General features: G+C 55.4%; 13 protein-coding genes. 4 read left to right on the forward strand and 9 right to left on the reverse strand.

The window, feature by feature from the left end; genetic code table 11:
- Nucleotides 1-2: 2 nt before the first annotated feature.
- A complete protein-coding gene (locus tag J3U88_RS04490) occupies nucleotides 3-1,760 on the reverse strand; it encodes a GNAT family N-acetyltransferase (protein WP_207857111.1) in 1,758 nt (585 codons plus the stop codon).
- A 457-nt stretch (nucleotides 1,761-2,217) separates the two neighbouring features.
- Here J3U88_RS04490 and J3U88_RS04495 point away from each other — a divergent pair, with 457 nt between their 5' ends.
- Nucleotides 2,218-3,042, forward strand: a complete 825-nt coding sequence (locus J3U88_RS04495) for a hypothetical protein (protein WP_207857113.1) — start codon at nucleotides 2,218-2,220, stop codon at nucleotides 3,040-3,042.
- A 62-nt stretch (nucleotides 3,043-3,104) separates the two neighbouring features.
- Here J3U88_RS04495 and J3U88_RS04500 read toward each other — a convergent pair whose 3' ends face one another.
- Complete coding sequence (locus tag J3U88_RS04500) at nucleotides 3,105-4,064, reverse strand: Rpn family recombination-promoting nuclease/putative transposase (RefSeq protein ID WP_207857115.1); 960 nt, start codon at nucleotides 4,062-4,064, stop codon at nucleotides 3,105-3,107.
- A gap of 199 nt (nucleotides 4,065-4,263) precedes the next feature.
- On the reverse strand, nucleotides 4,264-4,680 hold the full coding sequence (gene bamE, locus J3U88_RS04505) for an outer membrane protein assembly factor BamE domain-containing protein (protein WP_207857117.1): 417 nt from the start codon (nucleotides 4,678-4,680) through the stop codon (nucleotides 4,264-4,266).
- Nucleotides 4,681-4,977: 297 nt separating this feature from the next.
- Between bamE and J3U88_RS04510 the strand changes: the two genes are divergently transcribed.
- Together J3U88_RS04510 and J3U88_RS04515 are read left to right on the forward strand one after the other, a co-directional pair.
- Nucleotides 4,978-6,078, forward strand: coding sequence for a sensor histidine kinase (locus J3U88_RS04510; protein ID WP_207857118.1), 1,101 nt, complete (start codon nucleotides 4,978-4,980; stop codon nucleotides 6,076-6,078).
- Complete coding sequence (locus J3U88_RS04515) at nucleotides 6,075-6,848, forward strand: LytR/AlgR family response regulator transcription factor (protein WP_207857119.1); 774 nt, start codon at nucleotides 6,075-6,077, stop codon at nucleotides 6,846-6,848. Before J3U88_RS04510 ends, J3U88_RS04515 begins: the two co-directional genes overlap by 4 nt.
- Before the next feature lie 458 nt (nucleotides 6,849-7,306).
- Here J3U88_RS04515 and J3U88_RS34170 read toward each other — a convergent pair whose 3' ends face one another.
- The 6 genes from J3U88_RS34170 to J3U88_RS04545 all read right to left on the reverse strand — a co-directional run bounded on the left by J3U88_RS34170 (nucleotide 7,307) and on the right by J3U88_RS04545 (nucleotide 16,220).
- Entirely contained in the window at nucleotides 7,307-8,866 is a 1,560-nt protein-coding gene (locus tag J3U88_RS34170; RefSeq protein ID WP_207857120.1) for a tetratricopeptide repeat protein, read from the reverse strand.
- Nucleotides 8,867-9,106: 240 nt separating this feature from the next.
- Nucleotides 9,107-10,318 (reverse strand): hypothetical protein, encoded by a 1,212-nt coding sequence (locus J3U88_RS04525; protein ID WP_207857121.1) that lies wholly within the window; start codon nucleotides 10,316-10,318, stop codon nucleotides 9,107-9,109.
- 652 nt (nucleotides 10,319-10,970) lie between these two features.
- Nucleotides 10,971-12,557: a hypothetical protein gene (locus J3U88_RS04530; RefSeq protein ID WP_207857122.1), complete on the reverse strand. Its 1,587-nt coding sequence runs from the start codon at nucleotides 12,555-12,557 to the stop codon at nucleotides 10,971-10,973.
- 526 nt (nucleotides 12,558-13,083) lie between these two features.
- Complete coding sequence (locus tag J3U88_RS04535; RefSeq protein WP_207857123.1) at nucleotides 13,084-13,497, reverse strand: hypothetical protein; 414 nt, start codon at nucleotides 13,495-13,497, stop codon at nucleotides 13,084-13,086.
- 183 nt (nucleotides 13,498-13,680) lie between these two features.
- Nucleotides 13,681-14,757 (reverse strand): ribosome small subunit-dependent GTPase A, encoded by a 1,077-nt coding sequence (gene rsgA, locus J3U88_RS04540; RefSeq protein WP_207857124.1) that lies wholly within the window; start codon nucleotides 14,755-14,757, stop codon nucleotides 13,681-13,683.
- 503 nt (nucleotides 14,758-15,260) lie between these two features.
- The gene (locus J3U88_RS04545; protein WP_207857125.1) at nucleotides 15,261-16,220 is read right to left on the reverse strand and encodes a hypothetical protein; all 960 of its coding nucleotides are present in this window, start codon (nucleotides 16,218-16,220) and stop codon (nucleotides 15,261-15,263) included.
- 658 nt (nucleotides 16,221-16,878) lie between these two features.
- Here J3U88_RS04545 and J3U88_RS04550 point away from each other — a divergent pair.
- A complete protein-coding gene (locus J3U88_RS04550) occupies nucleotides 16,879-19,134 on the forward strand; it encodes a hypothetical protein (protein ID WP_207857126.1) in 2,256 nt (751 codons plus the stop codon).
- Nucleotides 19,135-19,194 lie beyond the last annotated feature (60 nt).

Genomic DNA, 19,194 nt, shown 5'->3' on the forward strand with positions numbered 1-19,194 from the left:
TCTTAGCCGGCTTTCATCGCCTTAAGGACGAGGGGTAGGACCATTTCTTGGTAACGGGAACCCGTGCGTGGGCCGACGTATTTAAAACCTTCCGACCAGAAGAAGGTAAAAGCTTGGTGATTGTCGCCGTGGATCTGGACGCGCAATTCTTTGAAAATCTCTTGTTGCACCAGGTTTTCTTTTATTTGGCACATCGCCTGATGCCCGTATCCGCGTCCCTGGTAGCGGTGATCGATCTGGAACCCGCTGATCCAAATCGTGCTCGCGTCGCTCTGAGACAAGGTGAACAAGCCGATAGGGCGTCCGCCTACCTGAACCGCGATTACCTGAAAAGCGCCCACGTCAAACTGGTGTTGACGTTTGATTTCTTCCGGGGCGGGCACAAAACGTTTTTGTTCTTCTTTTATCTCGATCAGGCAAAGCGTCGGCCAGGCGTAGGCACTGACCGGCTGAAGTTTGACCTGATTGTCCGGGGGAGCGGGTGCCGCGTGGTCTTCATGCAGCCATTGGTTTTCTGTTGCCTCGCGCCACAAGGTGTACCACTGAAACCAGGTTGGGGTGCCTCGGCGGCCGGGTGTCGGTTGAATCGGTGCCGTTGGGTCCTCTAAACAGACCAGCGCGGCGTTGGCGAACCGGGTGATGTGTCGCCGAACCTTGTTTTCACGGGTCGCGATGGTGGTCCACGCTTGGTCCCAATCATCGGGCGCCGCGCCTTCGCTGTGTTCTCGCAAGGGCTCCGCCAGCGACAATAAATACTCAAAAGCTTTCTTTTCAAGAGCTTTGGTCAAAGGCAAGTGCCCAAATAAACGACCGCGTTGTCGCTCGCTACGCCAGTCGGCGAGGCAACAGCGTAAGGCGGTCATAAAGGTCATGAGCCCTTCGTTTTCGCGCAGTTCAAAGTGGAACCACGGCCCGGATAGGAGTTCCAACATGCGGGCTTTTTGGGGTTGATCAGGATCGTCTTCGGCCGGGGCGAGGTGCAGGTGGGTTGCCGTTTTTGAGGGTTTCTTTTCGACAAAACCATAGTTGGCCAGAAACCGAGCCGAGGATTTTGCCCCGTAGCCGATGGTACATTCTTGACCTACCTCAATTTTGTGATTGGCGGTCAGGACAAATCCATCTCGTTCCCTGTCATAGGCCCATGAGCAATTGGCATCGATCTCATGGTTGAACATATCCATCAGCGGGACCATCACCGCGTTGTCTTTTGCCGGAACATCCGGCAAGGTGAAGCAGCGAGAATTGATCGCCGCAATCATATGATTGAAATCGTCGTGACCGTGTTTGTCAAAGCCGGGTAGTTTTTCACAGAGTTCTTGGTAATCGTGCGCGTTAGCGTCAATGCGTTGTTCAAGAAGGTATCCTAAAAAGCTGCCGGACCAGGGCTTGCGGCGCTCGCTGTCGGCAAAAACCGGGATATGGTGCAGCGATTTTGGGAGGGATGCGATGTAGGGATGGTGGAAGTGGTCCGGGTCGTCGGCCGCCTCAAGCAAAGCCACCGCGAGTTTGCTGTGCTTGGAGGCGAGTTCAATATCTTTGAATCGCGCCGCCTCCGGGTGCCCTGGGTGCGAGGAGGCACCGCGCAGGATCAGCTTGTGCGGAATGAACATCACGGTTTGGCCGGGTCGAAGGGTTTGGGCGCAATGAATGACCCGTTCCGTTTCACCGCGCGACACGATGGTGATGCCCTGCCATTCCGCGCCGTTGGCACGGACCCAATCAAGAAAGCGATCCAAGGATGTTGGTGCGGAAGATGTCATAGGGAACTCCAAACAAGGGACAAACCCCCGGTTTTTGGTAGGCCGCGCGGGGGAACCAGGTCGGGAAATTCCGCGGCGGTCTCTGTAACGATACGCGGCGATGTTGAAGGAAAAAAGGAGAACCGCGGCAGAAGCCGCCGTTCAGTCCATCGAGCCGTCGTTTTTAACAAGGTAATCCTGAATTCTATAGGCTTAGGTCGTTTTAAGCAGCCATTTGGCGAGGTTTTTTTTGGGATTCGGCAGACACCCCGAATGGGGTTCTTTTTTGAGGCCTGGCGGCCGCGGTGATTCGTCTCAATCGGCGTAATTCCCGCAAAGCCTTGGGTTTTACATGAAAAGTGGTCAAGGTTTTCTGTGATTTGCCGTTGCGATTATCAAACGGTCAGGCCCCTGATTCGCGTCTCATTGGTTTCGCGGCCGCGGGGGTCTCCTTGTTGACGCTTCCCAGGAACACTTCATGGTGCCCGAAACTTGTCGTAAACTCATGTCCACGGTGCGCGAGCAGCCGCGCGTGTTCAACGAGGCCGTTGCCTTGATGAGCATGGATCTGGTTTTGCCTTTCTGGGACGAGATGGGCCTTTTTCAAACCGACCGACCCGCTTTGCAAGCGGCGGCCCGTGCGGCTTGGCGGCAGTTTCACGCCATGGACGAAAGCCAACGTCGCGAGGTGACGTCCTGTACCGCTTACTTTCTCAACGATCACCTGGATGGGATCCAGGAGCACAATTTACGGCGTTTGGTTGATTGGCTGCACAACATCGTTTTTGCCGCGGATCGCGGTCAACAACAGTTTTTAACCTGGCAAGCGGCCTTGTTGCAGGGGCTTAAGGGGGGACCGCGCTGGTCCGGTCAATGGTTTGTGGCGCGACCGAAGCAACTGTTGTTTGAAGAGGACCTGCGCGAAACCATTCATTACCGCACCACCAGTCCCATTGACGACCGTTTCCCCAGCCCCGAACAGCAAGTACTCAGTGCTTGGGATCAAGAGGTGAAGGCCTCCAATGTGTTTGGCGATTTGGGAGAAAGTTTTGACGGGGTTGAACTCAAGGTTTCCCGTTATTACGAAATCTCGCGCCTGCGCATGTTTTTCATCCGTGTTTGCAACCAATGGCAACCGGAGGAACTCGATTTGTTGCGGGACCGCGCGCGGCAGGTTTTGCTCGGGTGGTCCGAGATGGCGTTTATGGCCATGGGTTTGGTGCACCCGACCTTGCTTGCCAAACCCTGCGCGGATTGGTCACCCGCCGACATGGATTTGGGTTTGGGCCTACACACGCTTTAATTCGCCTAGGTACCAAGGTATGCACCCGCTCCCGTTGCCGTAAGCGGGCAAACCTGGTTCTTCTACGGCCTCGTTGGTTTCCCGTGGAGCGGGGCGGGCATCTGGCCGCTAATCGCCTGGTCAAGCCAGAGACGAAGGTGGTCAAGTGTGGCCCTCTCAATGGTGCGTCGCTGCTGCTGGGAGGGCGCACCAAACCGAAGCGTAAGAATTTCAACCAGCGCTTTTGCCAGCGACGGTTTCAGTTCCTTGCTCAGTTCTTTGCGGCCCTCTTTGAGACCATCCTTGAATTCAATTCGCTGAATGCTGGTGATGTATTCCATGTTCTGTTCTCCTTCAAAGGCAGCCAAAGATTGCTTGAATTGCCGGGCCATGGTTTCTGATAGATTTAGTACCCAGTCTATGAATCGGAAAATTGCGACGATGTCCTTCTTCGTAAACCGTTTTTTGTACAAGAGTTTCGTAAGAATCAACTTCTGCCGCATGCGTTCACGGGGTTTTCCTCGAGTTTTTTGCGCGATGAGGTGGGCGGCAGTAACCAGTGCGAAGGGGTTGCGGGAACGAAGCAGCTTGTTCATCTCTGTTTCGTAATCTTTTAATTTAATGACAGGATAGCGAAGCGACAAGGACAAATCCCAAAGTTCCCTGGTGTAGTGATTCGGGCGGTAGCGCGGGTTTCGATCACCCAAAATGACCAAACTCCAAACCGGTTGATCCACCTTGTCGAAGATGCGGTAGTAATAGGTGAACATGCGCTTGCTTAGGTTGGGGTCGCGCTGGTTTTGAAACTCGATGTGAAGGTAAACCAATCCCTTGTCACCTTTCTTCCGATGAACCTCGAATAATTTGTCTGCCTCACGATCACGGGTTCGTGCATCGGCCGTCAGTTTGGGTAGTTCTTTGTCGAGACAGCGAACCGGTTTCTCCCAATCGATGGCTTTAAACGCTTTGGGGTAGTAAAACTTAAGCAATTGGGGAAAGTAGGTTTCGCTGATCTGTTTCCAAGGACTGTCGAATGCTTGCATGGGTCCTCCCTGCAACAGGATAGGGCACCAGCCGACGACCATCTTTGGGTTCAATACAACGTTGCCGATCTCCCAATTGACTGTCTAAATTGGCTGTTTCCGCCAACCTAAAGCCAATCCGAAGATCTCAAACATCAAAAATGAAGATACTTTTGGGTGTTTATTTTCTTAGATTGATTGATTTTCGCGCTGTGTCTAGTTATTCAGTCGGGTTGCAATAGGTGGCGCGTTCCGGGTTGCTGCAAAGGAAATTGTCCCTGGGCTCAAAGACGTGGGTGTAGGTTTCTTGCCCACTCCAACCCGTGTCCCAGCGAACCTTGTGATCCGCGTCGAAATGGACCTGAACCACCGGGAACCCCGTGTTGCGCCAGTACAAAATAAAGGCCGTTTCTTGGTCGCGAACCCCGTAGTCGGAGCGGTCCGAGGGCAGGCCCACCCAGCGCGGTTCGCCCAAGATCGCCGTTACCTCGGCTTTGCTCATGCCCTGGCGAACGTTCGCGACCTTCAAATTGAGATCCGGTCCCGTCGCAGCGGCTTCACCTTGCGGCGTGTTGCACGCCGTCAAACCCAAAAAAGTTGCGATCCAAAAAAGCACAAACAGCGTTGCAGGTTTCATAACAAACTACCTCATCTTGGTTACAGGCCTGTATTGCTTCCCAATAAGGAACCTGATTTGGTGTAATGGAGTGGCTTTCTTCGTTTTCCTAATCAAAACACGAGTTAAACCTAAAAAGCGCGATAAATCGCGGTGATTTTACCTAAACCTCTGGGCTGCAACGGCCTGTAAAATGCTCAGGGCCGGCGGGTGCGGTCGGGCGCGACCCCGGCTCGCTTTTTCCAAGCCATTTCGCTCCAGATCTTTAGCCAAAATCCCTCGCTCTCATCACGCCTTTTAGGTTAAAGGTTTGCGGCAATGTTGCGATTGCGCCACCATCGTTTCCCATTCTCGCCCATCACCGTAATTCTGGTTGCCCTGGGCGCCGGCTTGTTGTTCGGCGCGCAAGGCGTGATCCCGTTTTTGATGATGGGACGGCGCTTTGACGCCTACGCGGTGCTTGGTCCCACCGTGACCGCTTTTCTTTTGTGGGCGCCGATTGCCCCCTTGGCCTACAACGCGGCCCACCTCGCCTTGGACCAATCCCAGACGCGAGGCGCCAGGATCTTGCTACTCGGCATGTTTTCCGTTGTGATTGCCGCCGTTCACGGTACCGCCTCTTTTTGGTTGTTCGCCGCCCGCTACCTGTTGTTTGACCAAGTGAACCTCAGTGCCGCCGCCATCGTACCGTTCCAAGTACGCTTGGTCCAAAGTTGGTTGGAACTTTGGGTTTTGACCGGGTTGTTCGCCGCCTTGGTTTTGTGGCGACGGGGTAAGCAGCAAGAGCTTGATCTGCTTCAACGAGAACGCAACCTCGCCGAGGCGCGGCTCAAAGCCTTGCGTTTGCAGTTGCCGCCCCATTTCATGCTGAACGCCCTCAACGCCGCCGCCGGCGAAATGGATGACGATCCCGAGCGGGCGGCGGATATGCTGGCACAGCTCGGCAGTTTTCTGCGCACCATTCTGCGGGCCGACCGGGGACCGACCCATGCCCTCGAACGCGAAATCGATCATTTGCGGACCTACCTGGAAATTGTGCGCATGCGTCGTGGTGTGGCCTTTGAGGTGCGATGGCACATCGACGACGACTTGGCCGACATGCCCACCCCGACGCTGATCCTACAACCCCTGGTGGAGAACGCGGTAAAATACGGGCTGGACGCCGATCCCCATCGTGCCTTGATTGAAATCGAAGCGAAACGCGACGGGGAACGGGTGCGCTTGGCGGTCCGCGACGGCGGTGCCTCCGAGGAAACGCCGCGGCCCGCGACCTCCACCGGGATCGGTTTGCAGCATACACGCGAACGCCTTGCGGCGCTGTACGGCGAGGATTTCGCCATGGAAGCCGGACCCCGCCCCGAGGGTGGTTTTGCCGTCTGTTTGTCAATCCCCATTGCGGCTAAGGAGTCGTTTTCATGATTTCGGCTTTGATTGTTGATGACGAACCCTCCGCGCGGAAGCGCATCCGCAACGTCCTGAAAAACAGCGACGATATTCGCATTGTCGGCGAGGCCGGTTCCGTGAAACAGGGGTTGGCCGCCGTTCGCGCGTTGCGCCCCGATCTGGTGTTTCTGGATGTTGAGATGCCTGGCGCCAATGGTTTTGAGTTGGTGGAACGGGTTGGCGGGAATCCGCTCATCGTTTTTGTTTCGGGCCACGAGGGTTTCGCGCTTGACGCCTTCGATGTTGAAGCCGTGGATTATGTGCTCAAACCCTTTACCGCCGCCCGCTTCGAAAGGGCCTTAGATCGCGTTCGGCAGCGAATCGCCACCGCCCAATCCGCCGCCTTGGGCACCCAGATGCGCGCCATGATGCGGGCGTTTGATCGTGAGCGAGACGACTTTTTGCATCAAATCAACCTGAAACATCGCGGCCGTCAGGTGGTCGTTGATTTGGCGACCGTGGTGTGCTTGGAAAGCGACGGCAATTATGTGGGTTTGCGGTTGGAGGATGGCCGCGACTTTCTTTATCGCTCCTCCATGTCCGCGCTTTGCGAGCAGCTTGACCCAACCTTGTTCCTGCGCATTCACCGCGGTATTGCCGTGAACCTCACCAAAATCACCAAACACCATTACCTCAACAACGCCTTGTACCGTTTTCATCTTAGCGATGGGACCGAGGTCACTTCCGGCCGCGCCTATCGCGCCGATATCGAGGCTGCGCTGAGCCGCAACGAAACGGCGGGCTAACCCAAACAGGGAAAAAGCGCGAACCCGGTTTGGATTCGCGCCTAGCCCGCAATTCTCACAAGGAATTCTGCTACGAAGCCGAAAGCCATGCGATTACTTCAGTTACTCGGTCGAGTCGTCTTCGCCGTAGCGCAGCTACGCCTGTGACGTCTCTCGGTCGTAATCTTCGTACTCACAAGGCTTTCTGCTTCTCGCGACAAATCCTTGTGAGAATTGCGGGCTGGTGCCTTGTCTTCTTCCCCGTTCCACGCCAACCGGCGGTTGACCTGGTTCCTGAGGAATTCGATTCCAGTGGCTGAAATCCCCCGGTTGGTGCGCAAGGATCTGCAAACCAAAGGTGGTGGTGGAGGATGGGGGATTTCAGCCCTAAGAATCGCGCACTTCAGGACAAAGACGGTGATGGGAAGGTTCGGCGGTTGGGGAGGTTGGGCAAGGTTGGGCAAGGTTGAACAACCGGGCTAGGACCCGTGGTGGCCTTTCTTACTTTTTGCCGCGAGACGGCGGGCGAATGAGAAGCTGTAGCTGAGCGGGCTATTGGCGTTGATGACGTAGTCAAACATTTTGTTCGCTTGTTTGTGCTGACCCAAACCTTGGTAGGCGAGGCCTGTGTAATACATGACGATGGGATCGTGTTCGTTGCCTTGCTTAAAACTTTCCAGCGCTTCCGCGTATTGCTCGCTTTTGAGTTGGATGGTACCGCGCAGATCGTAGCCACTTTTCTTGAAGTTGGGCGCGTTCAAGGCTTCAACGGCTTCAAAAAACGCCGTCAATTTGTCCGCGGCTTTGTGGAGATTGTTTTGTTCTGCGGCAATTCGGCCTTCCCACCATGTGTAAAGTGCCTCGCTGAAGGCTTTGTTACGGGCCGGTGCCTTTTCATCGCCGCGTACCAGCTCAATCGCTTCTTTGCAGGCCTTGGCGGCGTCATCCGGGCGACCCGCCGCGAGCAAAACCGTGGCTTGGTTGAACAGGTCGACCCGCATGGCGGTTACGTCGTTGTTCTTTTTAGAGATTTGGAAGTTTTTGTCCAGTTCGGTGAGGGCGCCTTTGAAGTCGCCTTGATCGGCATAGGTGACCGACAGCGCCCAGTGGATCCCGGAGCGAATACCGTCGTGTGGTGCAATGTCGAACAATTTGTTCAGGCGTTCACGGGCGGCGTGGTAGTCGCCGAGCAGGCACAGGTTGGAGGCTACCCCGATTTGGGCGCTGGGGAACAGGGGTTCGACTTCAAGGGCCTTGTCGTATTGGGCGATGGATTCTTGATAACGGCCCATGGAGAGCAGCAGTTCGGCGAGGGAGTCATAGCCGTTGGGGCTGTTGGGGTCGAGCTTGATGGACTTGCGGAAGGCTTCTTCGGCCTTGGTTTTGTCGCCGGTATCCTTGTAGCAGTAACCGAGCACGTTGTAGACCGGCGGGAACTCGGGTTCCATTTCGGCGACCTTGGCGAACAGTTTGAGCGCTTTTGGTTTGTCGCGGTTGTAGAAGTAACCCGCGTATTGCATCAAAAGCCGGTGGTCCTTGGGATACATGTGAACCAATTTTTCCAAGTCGGCCAGGTAACCCGGCATGTCGCCGCCGCGTGCCTTGGCCATCGCGCCGAAAAAGATCGTTTCGCCCTCGGACAAGGTGGCTGTTTTGAGTTGTTCCAACAACTGAGCCTGAATTTCGCGGCCTTCCACGAAGGTTCCGGCCGTACCGCGTTTGCGGTGGAGCGCCATGGCGAATTGGGGGTCGAGTTCTAGGGCTTGGTCGAAAAAGGGACGGGCCGCCACGGGTCGTGACTGATCCATCATCGCCAAACCTTGGTAGTAGAGCTCAAGTGCTTTCGGCGAGCTGGTGGTCACCGGCATTCTGCCGTCCTGGCTTTTTGCCGCGTGGCCGTGGTGACCTTTGGCCTTGTGCCCGTGGTGACTTTTAGCCTCGTGCCCGCCGTGTGACTTGTGTTTGTTTTCTTGTGCTTGCAAGCTGAGGCTGCACAAAGCCAGGACCACCAGGGTGATCAAACTTTTAAAAATGTTCACGAAAAACCTCCCATCGTAAGCGGCGACCGCGGTCTAGGCCGTGATTCATCCGTTTGCATGAAGGAAGTCTACGGAGGCTTTGCCGCTGATGATTCCCACTTTGGGATAAACGACAAAATGGGGGACGAACGGTGAAAATCCATTCGTTTAACCGACACTTTTTAGCCGGCAAGAAGGAGGTTAAAGTATTTGAAGTGAGTTGTTTGAGAATGTTGATAGCTGTTTCGGCGAATGGATCGCTTAGGTTCTTTGTAACAACGTTCGTTTGATGTGGCGATTTGGGATATGACCCTGCATGAGTTTGATCCATCCGAACAATGCGGCCAGGTCCGTTGGCCAAGCTGTGTCGGTGTCGAGCCGGCGGGTCATTTCGGGACGATAAAACAACTGGACCGTGTTTTTCACCAGTTGAAGTTGATCGCGGTTGTACAAGGACGAACGGGGCTGCTGTTGCATCGCCTCGGCTGTTTGCGTGATCCGGTGAAGTGCCAAGGGGAGGGGCAGGCCCGCCAGCCTCGTTTGGCGACCGATGCAGTAGAGGATCGGCACCACTTGGCGCAGGTTGCGGTTCACATCAGGGCGGTTCCGTGCCGGCGGCAACGGCTGCCGCTTGAGCCTACGCGGGGCGGTCTGTTTGACCTTGGCCTGGTGGAGCAGGTCGGCCTGGAGAAAAAGAAAGGGTCGCCAGGGCAAGCGCTCAAGCCCGCAACGTTGGGCCGTTTCACGGGCGCACCGCAATGCGGTCAGAAGATCGTGACGGCTTGATTCACTTAACTCAAGCCACGTCATTGGCCGATAGCCGTTTTCGGTTACCACGGACTCGGCCGCCTGAAGCAGGCCTTCAACCACGGGGAATTCGCTCAGGTTAAGCGCGTCCATTAATGGGTCGAGGTGAAGCAAACCGTCGAAAACCTGGTTCAGTGCTTTGCGAGGGAGCTGGTCAAGCGCCGCAAATTCCCAACGGGGCGCCGCGGCCAAAAGGTGGGCCGAGGATTGGCCTAAGGAGGTGAGACGCGCCATGAACTGATCTTGATCCGTAAGGGTCATCCGTTTTTGCGCGTAGGGAACCGCTACCAAATTTTGCTGAACCGCCGCGAGACAGGCGGCGAGGTCGTCGCGCTCCGAGCGGGTCATACAAACCAAAACGCCCCTTTGTTGCCGGGCTGCCTCATACCAATGGTCGGAAAGACGCCGGACCAATTGCTCCAGGCAACCGCGATGGAAATCGCCCAGGCGCAGGGCGACCGCCAGGGCGGAAGTGGATGGATCGGCATCGCCTGATAGGTTGGCGCGATCAAGGAGCGGCGTGGTTCCTGGAGAGAACAGTGAGGGGCGTTGGGAAAAGCGGTCGCGCATGGTTCGAAGAAGTTGGCTCAGTTCGGACGTTCCATTCGATGGGGCACGTTTTGCGCGGGTGGCCTCATAGTCCAACGTTGGCGGCGTTTGCAACATGGGGGCCTCCTGATTTGTGTCGCAAGCATCAAATCGGTAGGTAATGGGGGCATCTGTTTCGTCTAGGTCGGCGCCGAGGCGGCTCATGGGTGCCGGGTTCAAGCGGCTGTTCCACGGCGCATCCCGTTCAGAGAACGACGGGACTCAACCATTAAGTGCCGCAAAGCGTCGTGTCAAATACCTTGAATCGCAAGAACCGGCGCAAGGGTTAGGGGAAAGGACCTTGGGAGAGGAGCAATGGGAAGGGTGAGACATGCGGGTTAGGGCGATGCCGAAAAGGGGTGAGGGCATGAAGGGGTAACTTCCATCGTTGCGCGCCAAAGACTTTGGGCAATCAGGCCCTGGGTCGATAGGGGTTCCAAGCGCGAGCCGGTCCACTGTTTTCGGTGGATTGATCATGTACCATGCGAAGTCACGGCTGAATTATAACCGGGTCTTTTTAGAAAAATGAGGAAAATGTTAAAGAATAGATCGTTTTTTCGGCTGTTGAAGAGGTTCTCGAGATGCTAAAAAAATGGCGAATTCGCGCGGGATGATGAGGGGTTGTCCTGGCGCGGCATGTCTTTTGCCGCGGTGTGCCCGAAAAGAAATCGCCGCGTTTTCCCAAGCGGGAGCAACGCGGCGATTGATGAAGTGCTTAGCTTAACCCGGTTTAGCGGCCTTTCAGTGGTCGGTTCAGCATGATCACAATGTCATCGTAATCGTTGTCGCTTGGTACCGGGATGTCCTCAATGCCGATTAAGGTGCCTTCAAAGGCGCCGTCCGCATTTTGGGCCGAAACCGGCTGGACCATCATTTGGGTTGCGCGACCGTCAACATAACGGAGCAGTTGATTCTGGCTCATAGCGCGTACCTCCACACCGTACCGTTGCGCGACCACCGTGCTCGCGTCAACTTGGGTGCCGTCAAACCAGTTGGCGACACTGATGTAGTTGGTGATGACCCTATCGCTGCTGAGGTTCGCCCAAGTATCGACCCAAAGTTGGTTGGCCGGGTCGTGGGCCTTGGGGCGCTCGTCGGGATTGCTCGGGTAGGTCGCAATGTCCGTCCACCGCGTGCCCGCGCCAAAACGGCAGGCCGCGAGCTGGTCGTGGTTGCCTTGGTTTCGATAGGCCGGAAACCAATTATTGAATCCGCAATCGCCATAGTTTTGACCCGTGGTGCCGGCGCGAGGGCCGAAGGCGGCGCCGCTGAACCGCGCGTTAAATTCAGGTTTCGAATAAACAACCCACACCGGACCCGTTGCGGCGTTGAGTTGCCAGTAAACCGTGGTGAACAACACGATTTCACGGGCGCTCGAGATGGTTGCACCTTGGCGACGGTAACGCCATTTTTCCACGCCGCGCGCATCCACCTCTTTTAAGGCGGCGGGGATCGCGGGTGACAAGCCGTTGTCCGTGCCGTACAACAGATAGTCAGGGTTGCTGTCGGTGTCGCTGAATTGGTCGATGATGTTGCCGACGGCACCGCCGGCATACGGGCTGTACCGCATAAACAAGCCCGCATGGTGTTGGCCGAGATCGTCGTCACATTGGTAGAACAAGGTTTCACCGGTTAGGTTTCCAGACCAAGTGCCCAGCAGACCGGGAACGTCTTGGCCATTGAGGGCGTCTTTGGCAACAAAATGTCGATCCAACACAAAGCCGGGGTGCTCGGTGTTTCCACTCGATGCGAATTCCAGGATATCGGGCACCTGGTTGCCGTTGCGGTCTATATAAAGATAGGCACCGGGATGTTTGAAAACCTGGTCAAAGCTGGTGCCGTTGCGGTCTTGGTACGCTGCGCCTTCCTGCTCAAAGAACCCGTTGGGCACAAATTGCCAATAATCACCTGGATGGTGACCCGCCGCGGCCGCGGCCTCGCCGTGGGCGAAGAAATGGGCGGGCATGGCTTGCGGGGCTTCACCCGCGGACGGACCTTGGCTCGCGAAGTAACCGCCGCGGTCGTCCACGTCGGGAATGCCGTCGTTATCGTCATCTTCATCCAAACCGTTGACGATCCCGTCGCCGTCCAGGTCGTCTCCGGCTTTGACCTGGGCGAAGTTGGGAATGCCGTCGTTGTTGGAATCGATGTCGAGGAAAAAGTAGCCGAAGGTGTGGGAAGCACCCGCCCCTTCGCCAATGTAATCGGCGGTGATCGGGGCGAAAGTCGGTTGGTCGGCCGCGGAAAGGGGGAGGCAGGCGGCCAGAAGCCCCCAACTGAGTGCCCGGCAGTGGGCGATTAAAGAATGGTTTATCATGGATAACTCCTTTGCTAACAAAAACTGAACGAAGCGAAGGGCAACATGGGTGTCGACAGGTTTTGATATTAAAGGAAAAAGTGAACGGAATTGTGGAGGAAATCGGCTGAATATACGCCTTAAAACATGGCTCACAGTTTTGGATTTTTTTAGAGATAAAAGTATCTAGTAGATAATATGAGTAAGAGTACGGAATGAGATTTTTTTAGTGGTGTGTAGATTTGTGGCTGTGTAGATTTGTGGCTTTTTCGGGAAAGAGGATTGTGGAGGAATTTTAGGGTGAAATGCATGATGAAGAAGTGGTGTGTTTTTGGGGAGGTGGTTGTTGTTGTCGGTTGGGGAGGGTGTTCGTTTTAGCCTAAGAGGCGCTGAAGCGAGGGGATTTTGGCTAAAGATCTGGAGCGAAATGGTTTGAAAAAAGCGGACCGGGGTCGCGCACGACGCGCACCCGCTGGCCCTGAGCATTTTAACAGGCCGTTGTAGCCCAGAGGTTTAGCTAAAATCACCGCGTCAGCGCTTCTTAGGTTTAGGTGTAAATTATGTGGTTTGTTAGGATTTGACGGGTGTGTTGGTCGACGCCGAGGTGGTGAAGCCAACAGTCAAAGTACCCGCTCAGCGCCGACGATTGTGGATGGCTGTTCTGGTGATATTGGATGAAGTCCTTTCGATTCTGTATTTTATCGGCAATCAGCATATGTTTTAGGTCCGTGCCGATGTGGGCGATTTGCGGGGCCTGGCCGGCCATATACCGCGGCAAGAGAAAGGCGTTCGCCGTCTCAGCATAGGCTTTTGCCAGAGCGACGCTCCTTGGGTTGAGGTTTTGGTGTTGATCCATTTTGGGGTTGTCTTGAAAAATGGGGTGCAGGCAGAACGCCTCATGGGCGATGTGCGATGCGTTCATTGCTGTTAACAGCGTGAGTCCCTCATGGATGTGGTTCATCAAGGGGACTTTTGATCTTTTTGTGATCCGTGACCCATAAAAATCGGTAATTGTTTGATAATGAACGTTGTTTTGATCGAAAGACATAAAAACTCACTGAAAGATTAAGGTGCTGTCCGGGCGGGATCGACCCCCATTAGAGGTTCGCGATCCCGCCCGGATGACGTTTACTTCATCGTCGATTTATCGGTTTTTGACTTGGCGGATGTGCTTGTGCAGCGTCTTTTCCCGTTGCTTCCTCGCTTGTCGTCCGCTCGCGGTTTGAAGTTCTTCTTGCCGTTGCACTTCCCGTTGAAGTTTGCCGTAGTTGTCAAAGCGCCGTTGGTCCAGGTCGCCGGTTTCCATAGCCGCACGCACCGCGCAGCCGGGTTCGTTGCCGTGCCGGCAATCGCGGAAGCGGCAGGCCCCGGCCAGTGCTTCCACCTCCGCGAAAACCTCGGCTACCGCCGCTTCGCCCGTCCACAATCCCAGTTCACGGAGCCCCGGCGTATCAATTAACAGGGCGCCGCTTGGCAATTGGAACAGTTCGCGATGGGTGGTCGTGTGGCGACCTCGTTGATCCAGGTCCCTTACCGCGCTTGTTTCCTGCCGGTCACGGGCCAACAGGTGGTTGGTTAGGGTTGATTTTCCCACGCCGGAGGAACCCAGTAAGGCCACGGTTTCGCCGGGTTGCAGGCTTGCAGCCGCCGCGTCGAGGCCTTGATCGTTGATCGCGGAGATCGGGTAGATGGGTGCGCCGAAAGCAACCGCCTCCGTTTTTTCAATCCAATCGTCGCGGTTGTCGACCAGATCGCATTTACTCAAGACCACCGCTGGTTTGGCGCCGCTTTCCCAGACCATCGCCAGGTAACGTTCCAAACGCGCCGGGTTCCAGTCCCGATTGAGTGACGTGACGATCCAAACCCAATCGACATTGGCGACCAGGACTTGGGCGGATGCCGTACCCGCCGCTTTGCGGGTGATTTGCGTGCGGCGGGGCAATACCTGGTCGATCACCAGGCGTTCGTCGTGGCCGGGCATGCCGTGCCAGACGACCCAGTCGCCGGTGACCGGGACCTCGGCCTGTTGGTGGCCCAATCGGCCGGCCGTTACGGCGCGAAATGAACCCGCCGCCGTGGCCAACTCCCAGTGGCCGCGATGGACTGCCGTCACGCGGCCCAAAAGCCGGTTGTCGACCTCGGAATGGACGCCGTCCATGAAACCCCAGTCGCGTAACAGGTGGTTTTGCTGATTTCCATAAAGTTGGTTATTGCTTGTCATTGCTAAAAACGCTCCCAAAAGGAAGGCGAAAAAAACACCCTTCCATTCGTGCCGACGAATGGACGTACAGACACCGGCCGTCACAAAAACGGGACTTTGGTGTGAAGGGTTTTTCTTTTCAGTTCAAACCCGGGCACGATTCATTGTCTGGGGCGTTTTACACAAGCATAAAGACCAACGTCTCCAAAATTCAATCGGGATCAAGGATAAACCCTGGGTCGGCCGAGGTCAACCCACCTCAGCCTAAAGCGCGCGAAATGCCCAGCGACATTAGGTATCAGGGCGGATGAAAGGGTTCCGGTTGGGGCTATGGCTTATGCCTCGCGCTCTGTTTCTCATCGGTTGAGCAAAGGGAGCCACGTTTACGGCACTGCTTCGGTGACCGCCTTTCTTTTTCGGGGCGGTGAATCCTTGGAACCAGGTGTTTGTTGAGAAAATTTGGTCTCTAAAGCTTTTGAAACAGTTGTGTTGTTGAAAAGATGCAAATTTCTATCACCGTCTTTTCAAAAACAATGCGCGTTCCCTTTTGAAAGACTGTTCTGCGCAAAAGCCGGCACCAGGTACCGTGTTCTTTCGCCTTGGGCCCATGACAGTGAAACCTGCGCCTGGCTGGAGAAAATCCACTGGTTTTCCCAGTGGGCGTCGTTGCGGGCCAAGTGCGGCACCAGCCAATCCTTGGCGTTGGTGGTTTGTAAGGTGGTGGCCGCCAAGTCGCCGTCGTCGCTCGCCAGGGCTGTTACCAGCGGCAGGTTGCAGCTAAAGGAAAGTGCTTGGCCGCTGGAGCGGGCGTCAACCGCGCGTTGCTCATGGGCACCCATGGAAAAACGGTTTCCGTCAAGTGTGACCCAAACCCGTTCCTGATGGGGGTTTATGAGGAAAAGCCTGTCGTTTTCCTCAAACAGGGGGAGGTCGCCCGCGTAGGTGCTGCAATCGCGGAACGCCGTCAGTGATTGTTTGCCGCGGCGTACCTGCAATGCTTTGCCAGGATTGGTGTTTTGAAAAAACAGTAACGTCAGGTTGACGTCGCCCGGACCGTCCGCGATCTGCTGGCATACGCGAATACCGCTTAGGTTGATTTCGAGCGTGCCGTCGTTCGCGTTGCTTTGGTTCAGGGTAAAAGCGACCGCGGTAAGGCCCGTGTTGTCCCGCGCCAAAATCTCTAAATCACTCCAGCTACCGCCCTGGGTGTCGGTGACCGCGCCGTGTGCGTCGAAACGGAAGGGCACCTCGGCGCTCCCGGAAACGTCATAGCGATTATTTACATTTATACCTGGCAGCAACAAAACAATGCGGCTTCCCGACGAAAGCGGGGTGTTGTCGACGAATGAGACACGGGCGTCGCCTTCCAAGCATACGCTTTGATTCTGGCTGCCGCAGAGTTCTTGGGCCGGCAAAGGTGCACCTGCCGTTAGCAGGGCCAAGGTGCCTAAAGCGATTGAAGTCAGGGAAAAAGGGGATTTCATGGGTGTGCCTCCTGGGCCACCTTGGGTCTTGCGACGGTGCGTCTCGAGAGCAGCGAGGGGTTCCTGGTCGCAGGGGCGGCCGGCCTTCAAGGGAAACCTCGGGACCTTGATACCTTCCTTATTTAGCCGCTTTTGTGCCGGCTTTCAGGGAGGTGTCAAAGGTTACCTTTCTGGACCAAACCGTCACCATGGAGCGGTGCCTTGCGGTTTTTTTTCGGGCATGTTTCAGAAACGGATCGTGTTCTTTAATAAGCGCGGGCGGCTTGCCCGACCCAAGTCCCTCTTTTGTCGGGTTACCCCGGCGAGAGACCCCGGGTTCGAGAATCCGCTGCTGCGCACTGAAGCGTGCTTCAGAAATGGAAAAAAGCTCAGCCCGTGCGGCGCTGAACCTGTTGGGAGCCGACCCCTGAATTGGGGGCGCTTTTAAGTTGGCGCCGAAATTGCTAGCATGAAATGGCACCGGATTATGGGAGACAACCAATCATTCGCCAACCGAAACAAAGTTGTCAGACTCATCCACAAAGGTCGTCACTAACCAGTTTGAACCTAAATGACGCGCAAGAACGTCAATTAGTTTTCTTTTTGGCTTGCATTGCATGGTCAGCAAGCTTCGATTGATTCATCTTCTCGGAACAACCGATGTGTGGGGGTAACTCTCTTGAGCGAAGGAAAGACATTTCTCAGCAAAACCTTTTTCGCCCTTGTGTTATTGGGTGCTGTCGCCTGTATAACACCTAGCTTTGGCCAAACTTTTAGTATCAGCGGCCGTTCCGCGAATCCTGGCTATTTCGCCAATCGCGACGGCTCGCTTACCGTTTCTTATACGGTAAATCTCAGTGGTGGTTTCAGCCTGGCCAATGTTGTTCCTTACTTGGAGCAACCAACCTGTGCCACGTACGGGAATCGCCGCATTTTTAATATCACCTACCCGGGTTTCGGTTCCTCCCTCGATAACCTGTCCCAGACGGACATTCCCTCCTGGACCAACAACACCACCCAAACCGTGTGGTTTAACGTCCATATGTTCGACAACAGCATCATGTGCCCCTCCACAGCCGCTGCCGAGCTGGGCAGTGATTGCCTGACCTTCGATCTGTTGTTCTCTTTCTCCGGCAACGATCAGCGTGTTCCCGTTGGGCTCGATCAAAGCCAACTCTTGGCTTACACCAACCCACCTACCGACGGCGTCCGCGTCGTAGACGTCCTGTGGGACACCAATCCCGCGCCTCGCGTTGAGGGATGGTGCCAAAATTATGATGATGACTTCGAAGTCCTGGTGGATGACCGCGGTGTGATCGCCGCCCAGGTTGCCAATGACAACAACCGTATTTATTACGGTGTGAATTGGAGCCTCAATATCGACACACCACGTGGCCAATTTGACTGGCGTGGTGCTTTATCGACCATCAAAATTCCACTATCCGATGACTTCCAAAAATTGGATTTGGGTTTGGCGATCTTTGAGGGACGCGTAGACCTCATACCCCAAGAAACCCGCATCGTTCGCGAGGACCAAACAACCTTTCCTTTAGCTGCTATGGGCGGTTTCGGTAACCAATACAATGCACCTGAATGTGATTTAGAATCCTACAACTTCTGGGACATTACCGATTTGGCCCATCGCACCGGAACCGTTCGGGACAACGTCGGTTCAATCACCCAATTCCGCACCGTTGAAGTCGAAAAGTTTTCTTTTAATATTAGTTACCGTTCTTCGGCACTGTATTTGGTGAACTTAAACGGCTGTACCTCGTCCAGTGCCTTTGGCACCGATCAAGGCGCGGAAAGCATGACTTTTACCCGCTACCAACTGGACGACCAAGGGGTGGCTTCTGTTACCGTTGAAGTACCCGCCTCGCTCAAATCCGGCGGCGATTTGGCCGACGGCTACACGGTCAAATGGTTTGCCCGCACCAATGAAAACTATGAGGCAGTCAACTTGGTCGGCGGCGGTCCGCCCGACCCCCAAGCCCTCTCGACCACCTTACAGGTTCCGATCACCGCGGCGGATGCGACCGAAATCATCGCGCAAATTACCCACACCGCTTCCAACTCCGTGATTAGCATTGTGTCGCCGGGTCATGGATTGACCTATCAGCAATTGGCCGCGCCCCAATTCCTCGACAATGAGGTCGTGGACGACGGCCGCTTTCAAGTGGGCGAATCCGCCATGCAGAACTTGGTGTTCACCAACAACACCGGTTTCGACCTGACCGATGTAACCTTTACCCTCAGCGCGGAAGGCGGAAGCCCGGCCCAGTTCGGGTTCGGGACCACGCTCACCGGTATTCAGGGCCAAAGTTGCAGCATCGCCCGTAGCGTCTTTACCACCAACCTCGTGTCCGGTCAGCGTTTCTCCATTGATCTGCTGGTAAAGAAGCTTTATGAAACCGGCGTCTGTAATGCCAACAACAATTACCGTTTTGCGCTAACCACCGCCTACGAACTCAACAATGTTACCCACAGCTACGCGCAACATTTTGAACTCACGCCGGGCTGTACCGACGATAACCCGCACGGCATCGACATGGATGGGTTGGTTACCTACTGGGGGACCTGTCCCACCGGCGGCATTCGCCTCCCCATTTTCGGTGACAGCATCTATTCCTATCGGTGGTTCGACAGTGCCGCGAGCCTGTGTTTGAACACCTGGGAAGACGGCGTTGACACTGACTTCTGGAGCGTACCCGACCTCACTCAGACTGGGGATGTCTATGTGGAGGTCACCGATTTTCAAACCGGTTTAAAACGGATCTACCCGCTGCGTGTCATTGTGTTTGACAACCTGCCCACCCAGGCCGAGCTTCTCCCGTCCTGGCGGGAAGAAACCATCACCGATGTCGACCTCGATAACGACGGCTTGGTGACCGCCCTCGATGCGGTGATCTTCTACAGCGCGGGTGGCTGCCAATAAACCTTCGCCCATCCTTCAAAAGCAACCAAACGGCGTCTTTTCCCTTCCGGGGAACAGGCG

This window comes from Acanthopleuribacter pedis, assembly GCF_017377855.1.
Taxonomy (GTDB): domain Bacteria; phylum Acidobacteriota; class Holophagae; order Acanthopleuribacterales; family Acanthopleuribacteraceae; genus Acanthopleuribacter; species Acanthopleuribacter pedis.

Excerpts from the sequence above, each read along its gene's own strand:
- bamE (WP_207857117.1), bottom strand. The coding sequence starts at position 4,680 with ATGAAACCTGCAACGCTGTTTGTGCTTTTTTGGATCGCAACTTTTTTG.
- J3U88_RS04535 (WP_207857123.1), bottom strand. The coding sequence starts at position 13,497 with ATGAACCACATCCATGAGGGACTCACGCTGTTAACAGCAATGAACGCA.
- J3U88_RS04530 (WP_207857122.1), bottom strand. The coding sequence starts at position 12,557 with ATGATAAACCATTCTTTAATCGCCCACTGCCGGGCACTCAGTTGGGGG.
- J3U88_RS04495 (WP_207857113.1), top strand. The coding sequence starts at position 2,218 with ATGGTGCCCGAAACTTGTCGTAAACTCATGTCCACGGTGCGCGAGCAG.
- J3U88_RS04525 (WP_207857121.1), bottom strand. The coding sequence starts at position 10,318 with ATGTTGCAAACGCCGCCAACGTTGGACTATGAGGCCACCCGCGCAAAA.
- rsgA (WP_207857124.1), bottom strand. The coding sequence starts at position 14,757 with ATGACAAGCAATAACCAACTTTATGGAAATCAGCAAAACCACCTGTTA.
- J3U88_RS04500 (WP_207857115.1), bottom strand. The coding sequence starts at position 4,064 with ATGCAAGCATTCGACAGTCCTTGGAAACAGATCAGCGAAACCTACTTT.
- J3U88_RS04510 (WP_207857118.1), top strand. The coding sequence starts at position 4,978 with ATGTTGCGATTGCGCCACCATCGTTTCCCATTCTCGCCCATCACCGTA.
- J3U88_RS04515 (WP_207857119.1), top strand. The coding sequence starts at position 6,075 with ATGATTTCGGCTTTGATTGTTGATGACGAACCCTCCGCGCGGAAGCGC.
- J3U88_RS04545 (WP_207857125.1), bottom strand. The coding sequence starts at position 16,220 with ATGAAATCCCCTTTTTCCCTGACTTCAATCGCTTTAGGCACCTTGGCC.
- J3U88_RS04490 (WP_207857111.1), bottom strand. The coding sequence starts at position 1,760 with ATGACATCTTCCGCACCAACATCCTTGGATCGCTTTCTTGATTGGGTC.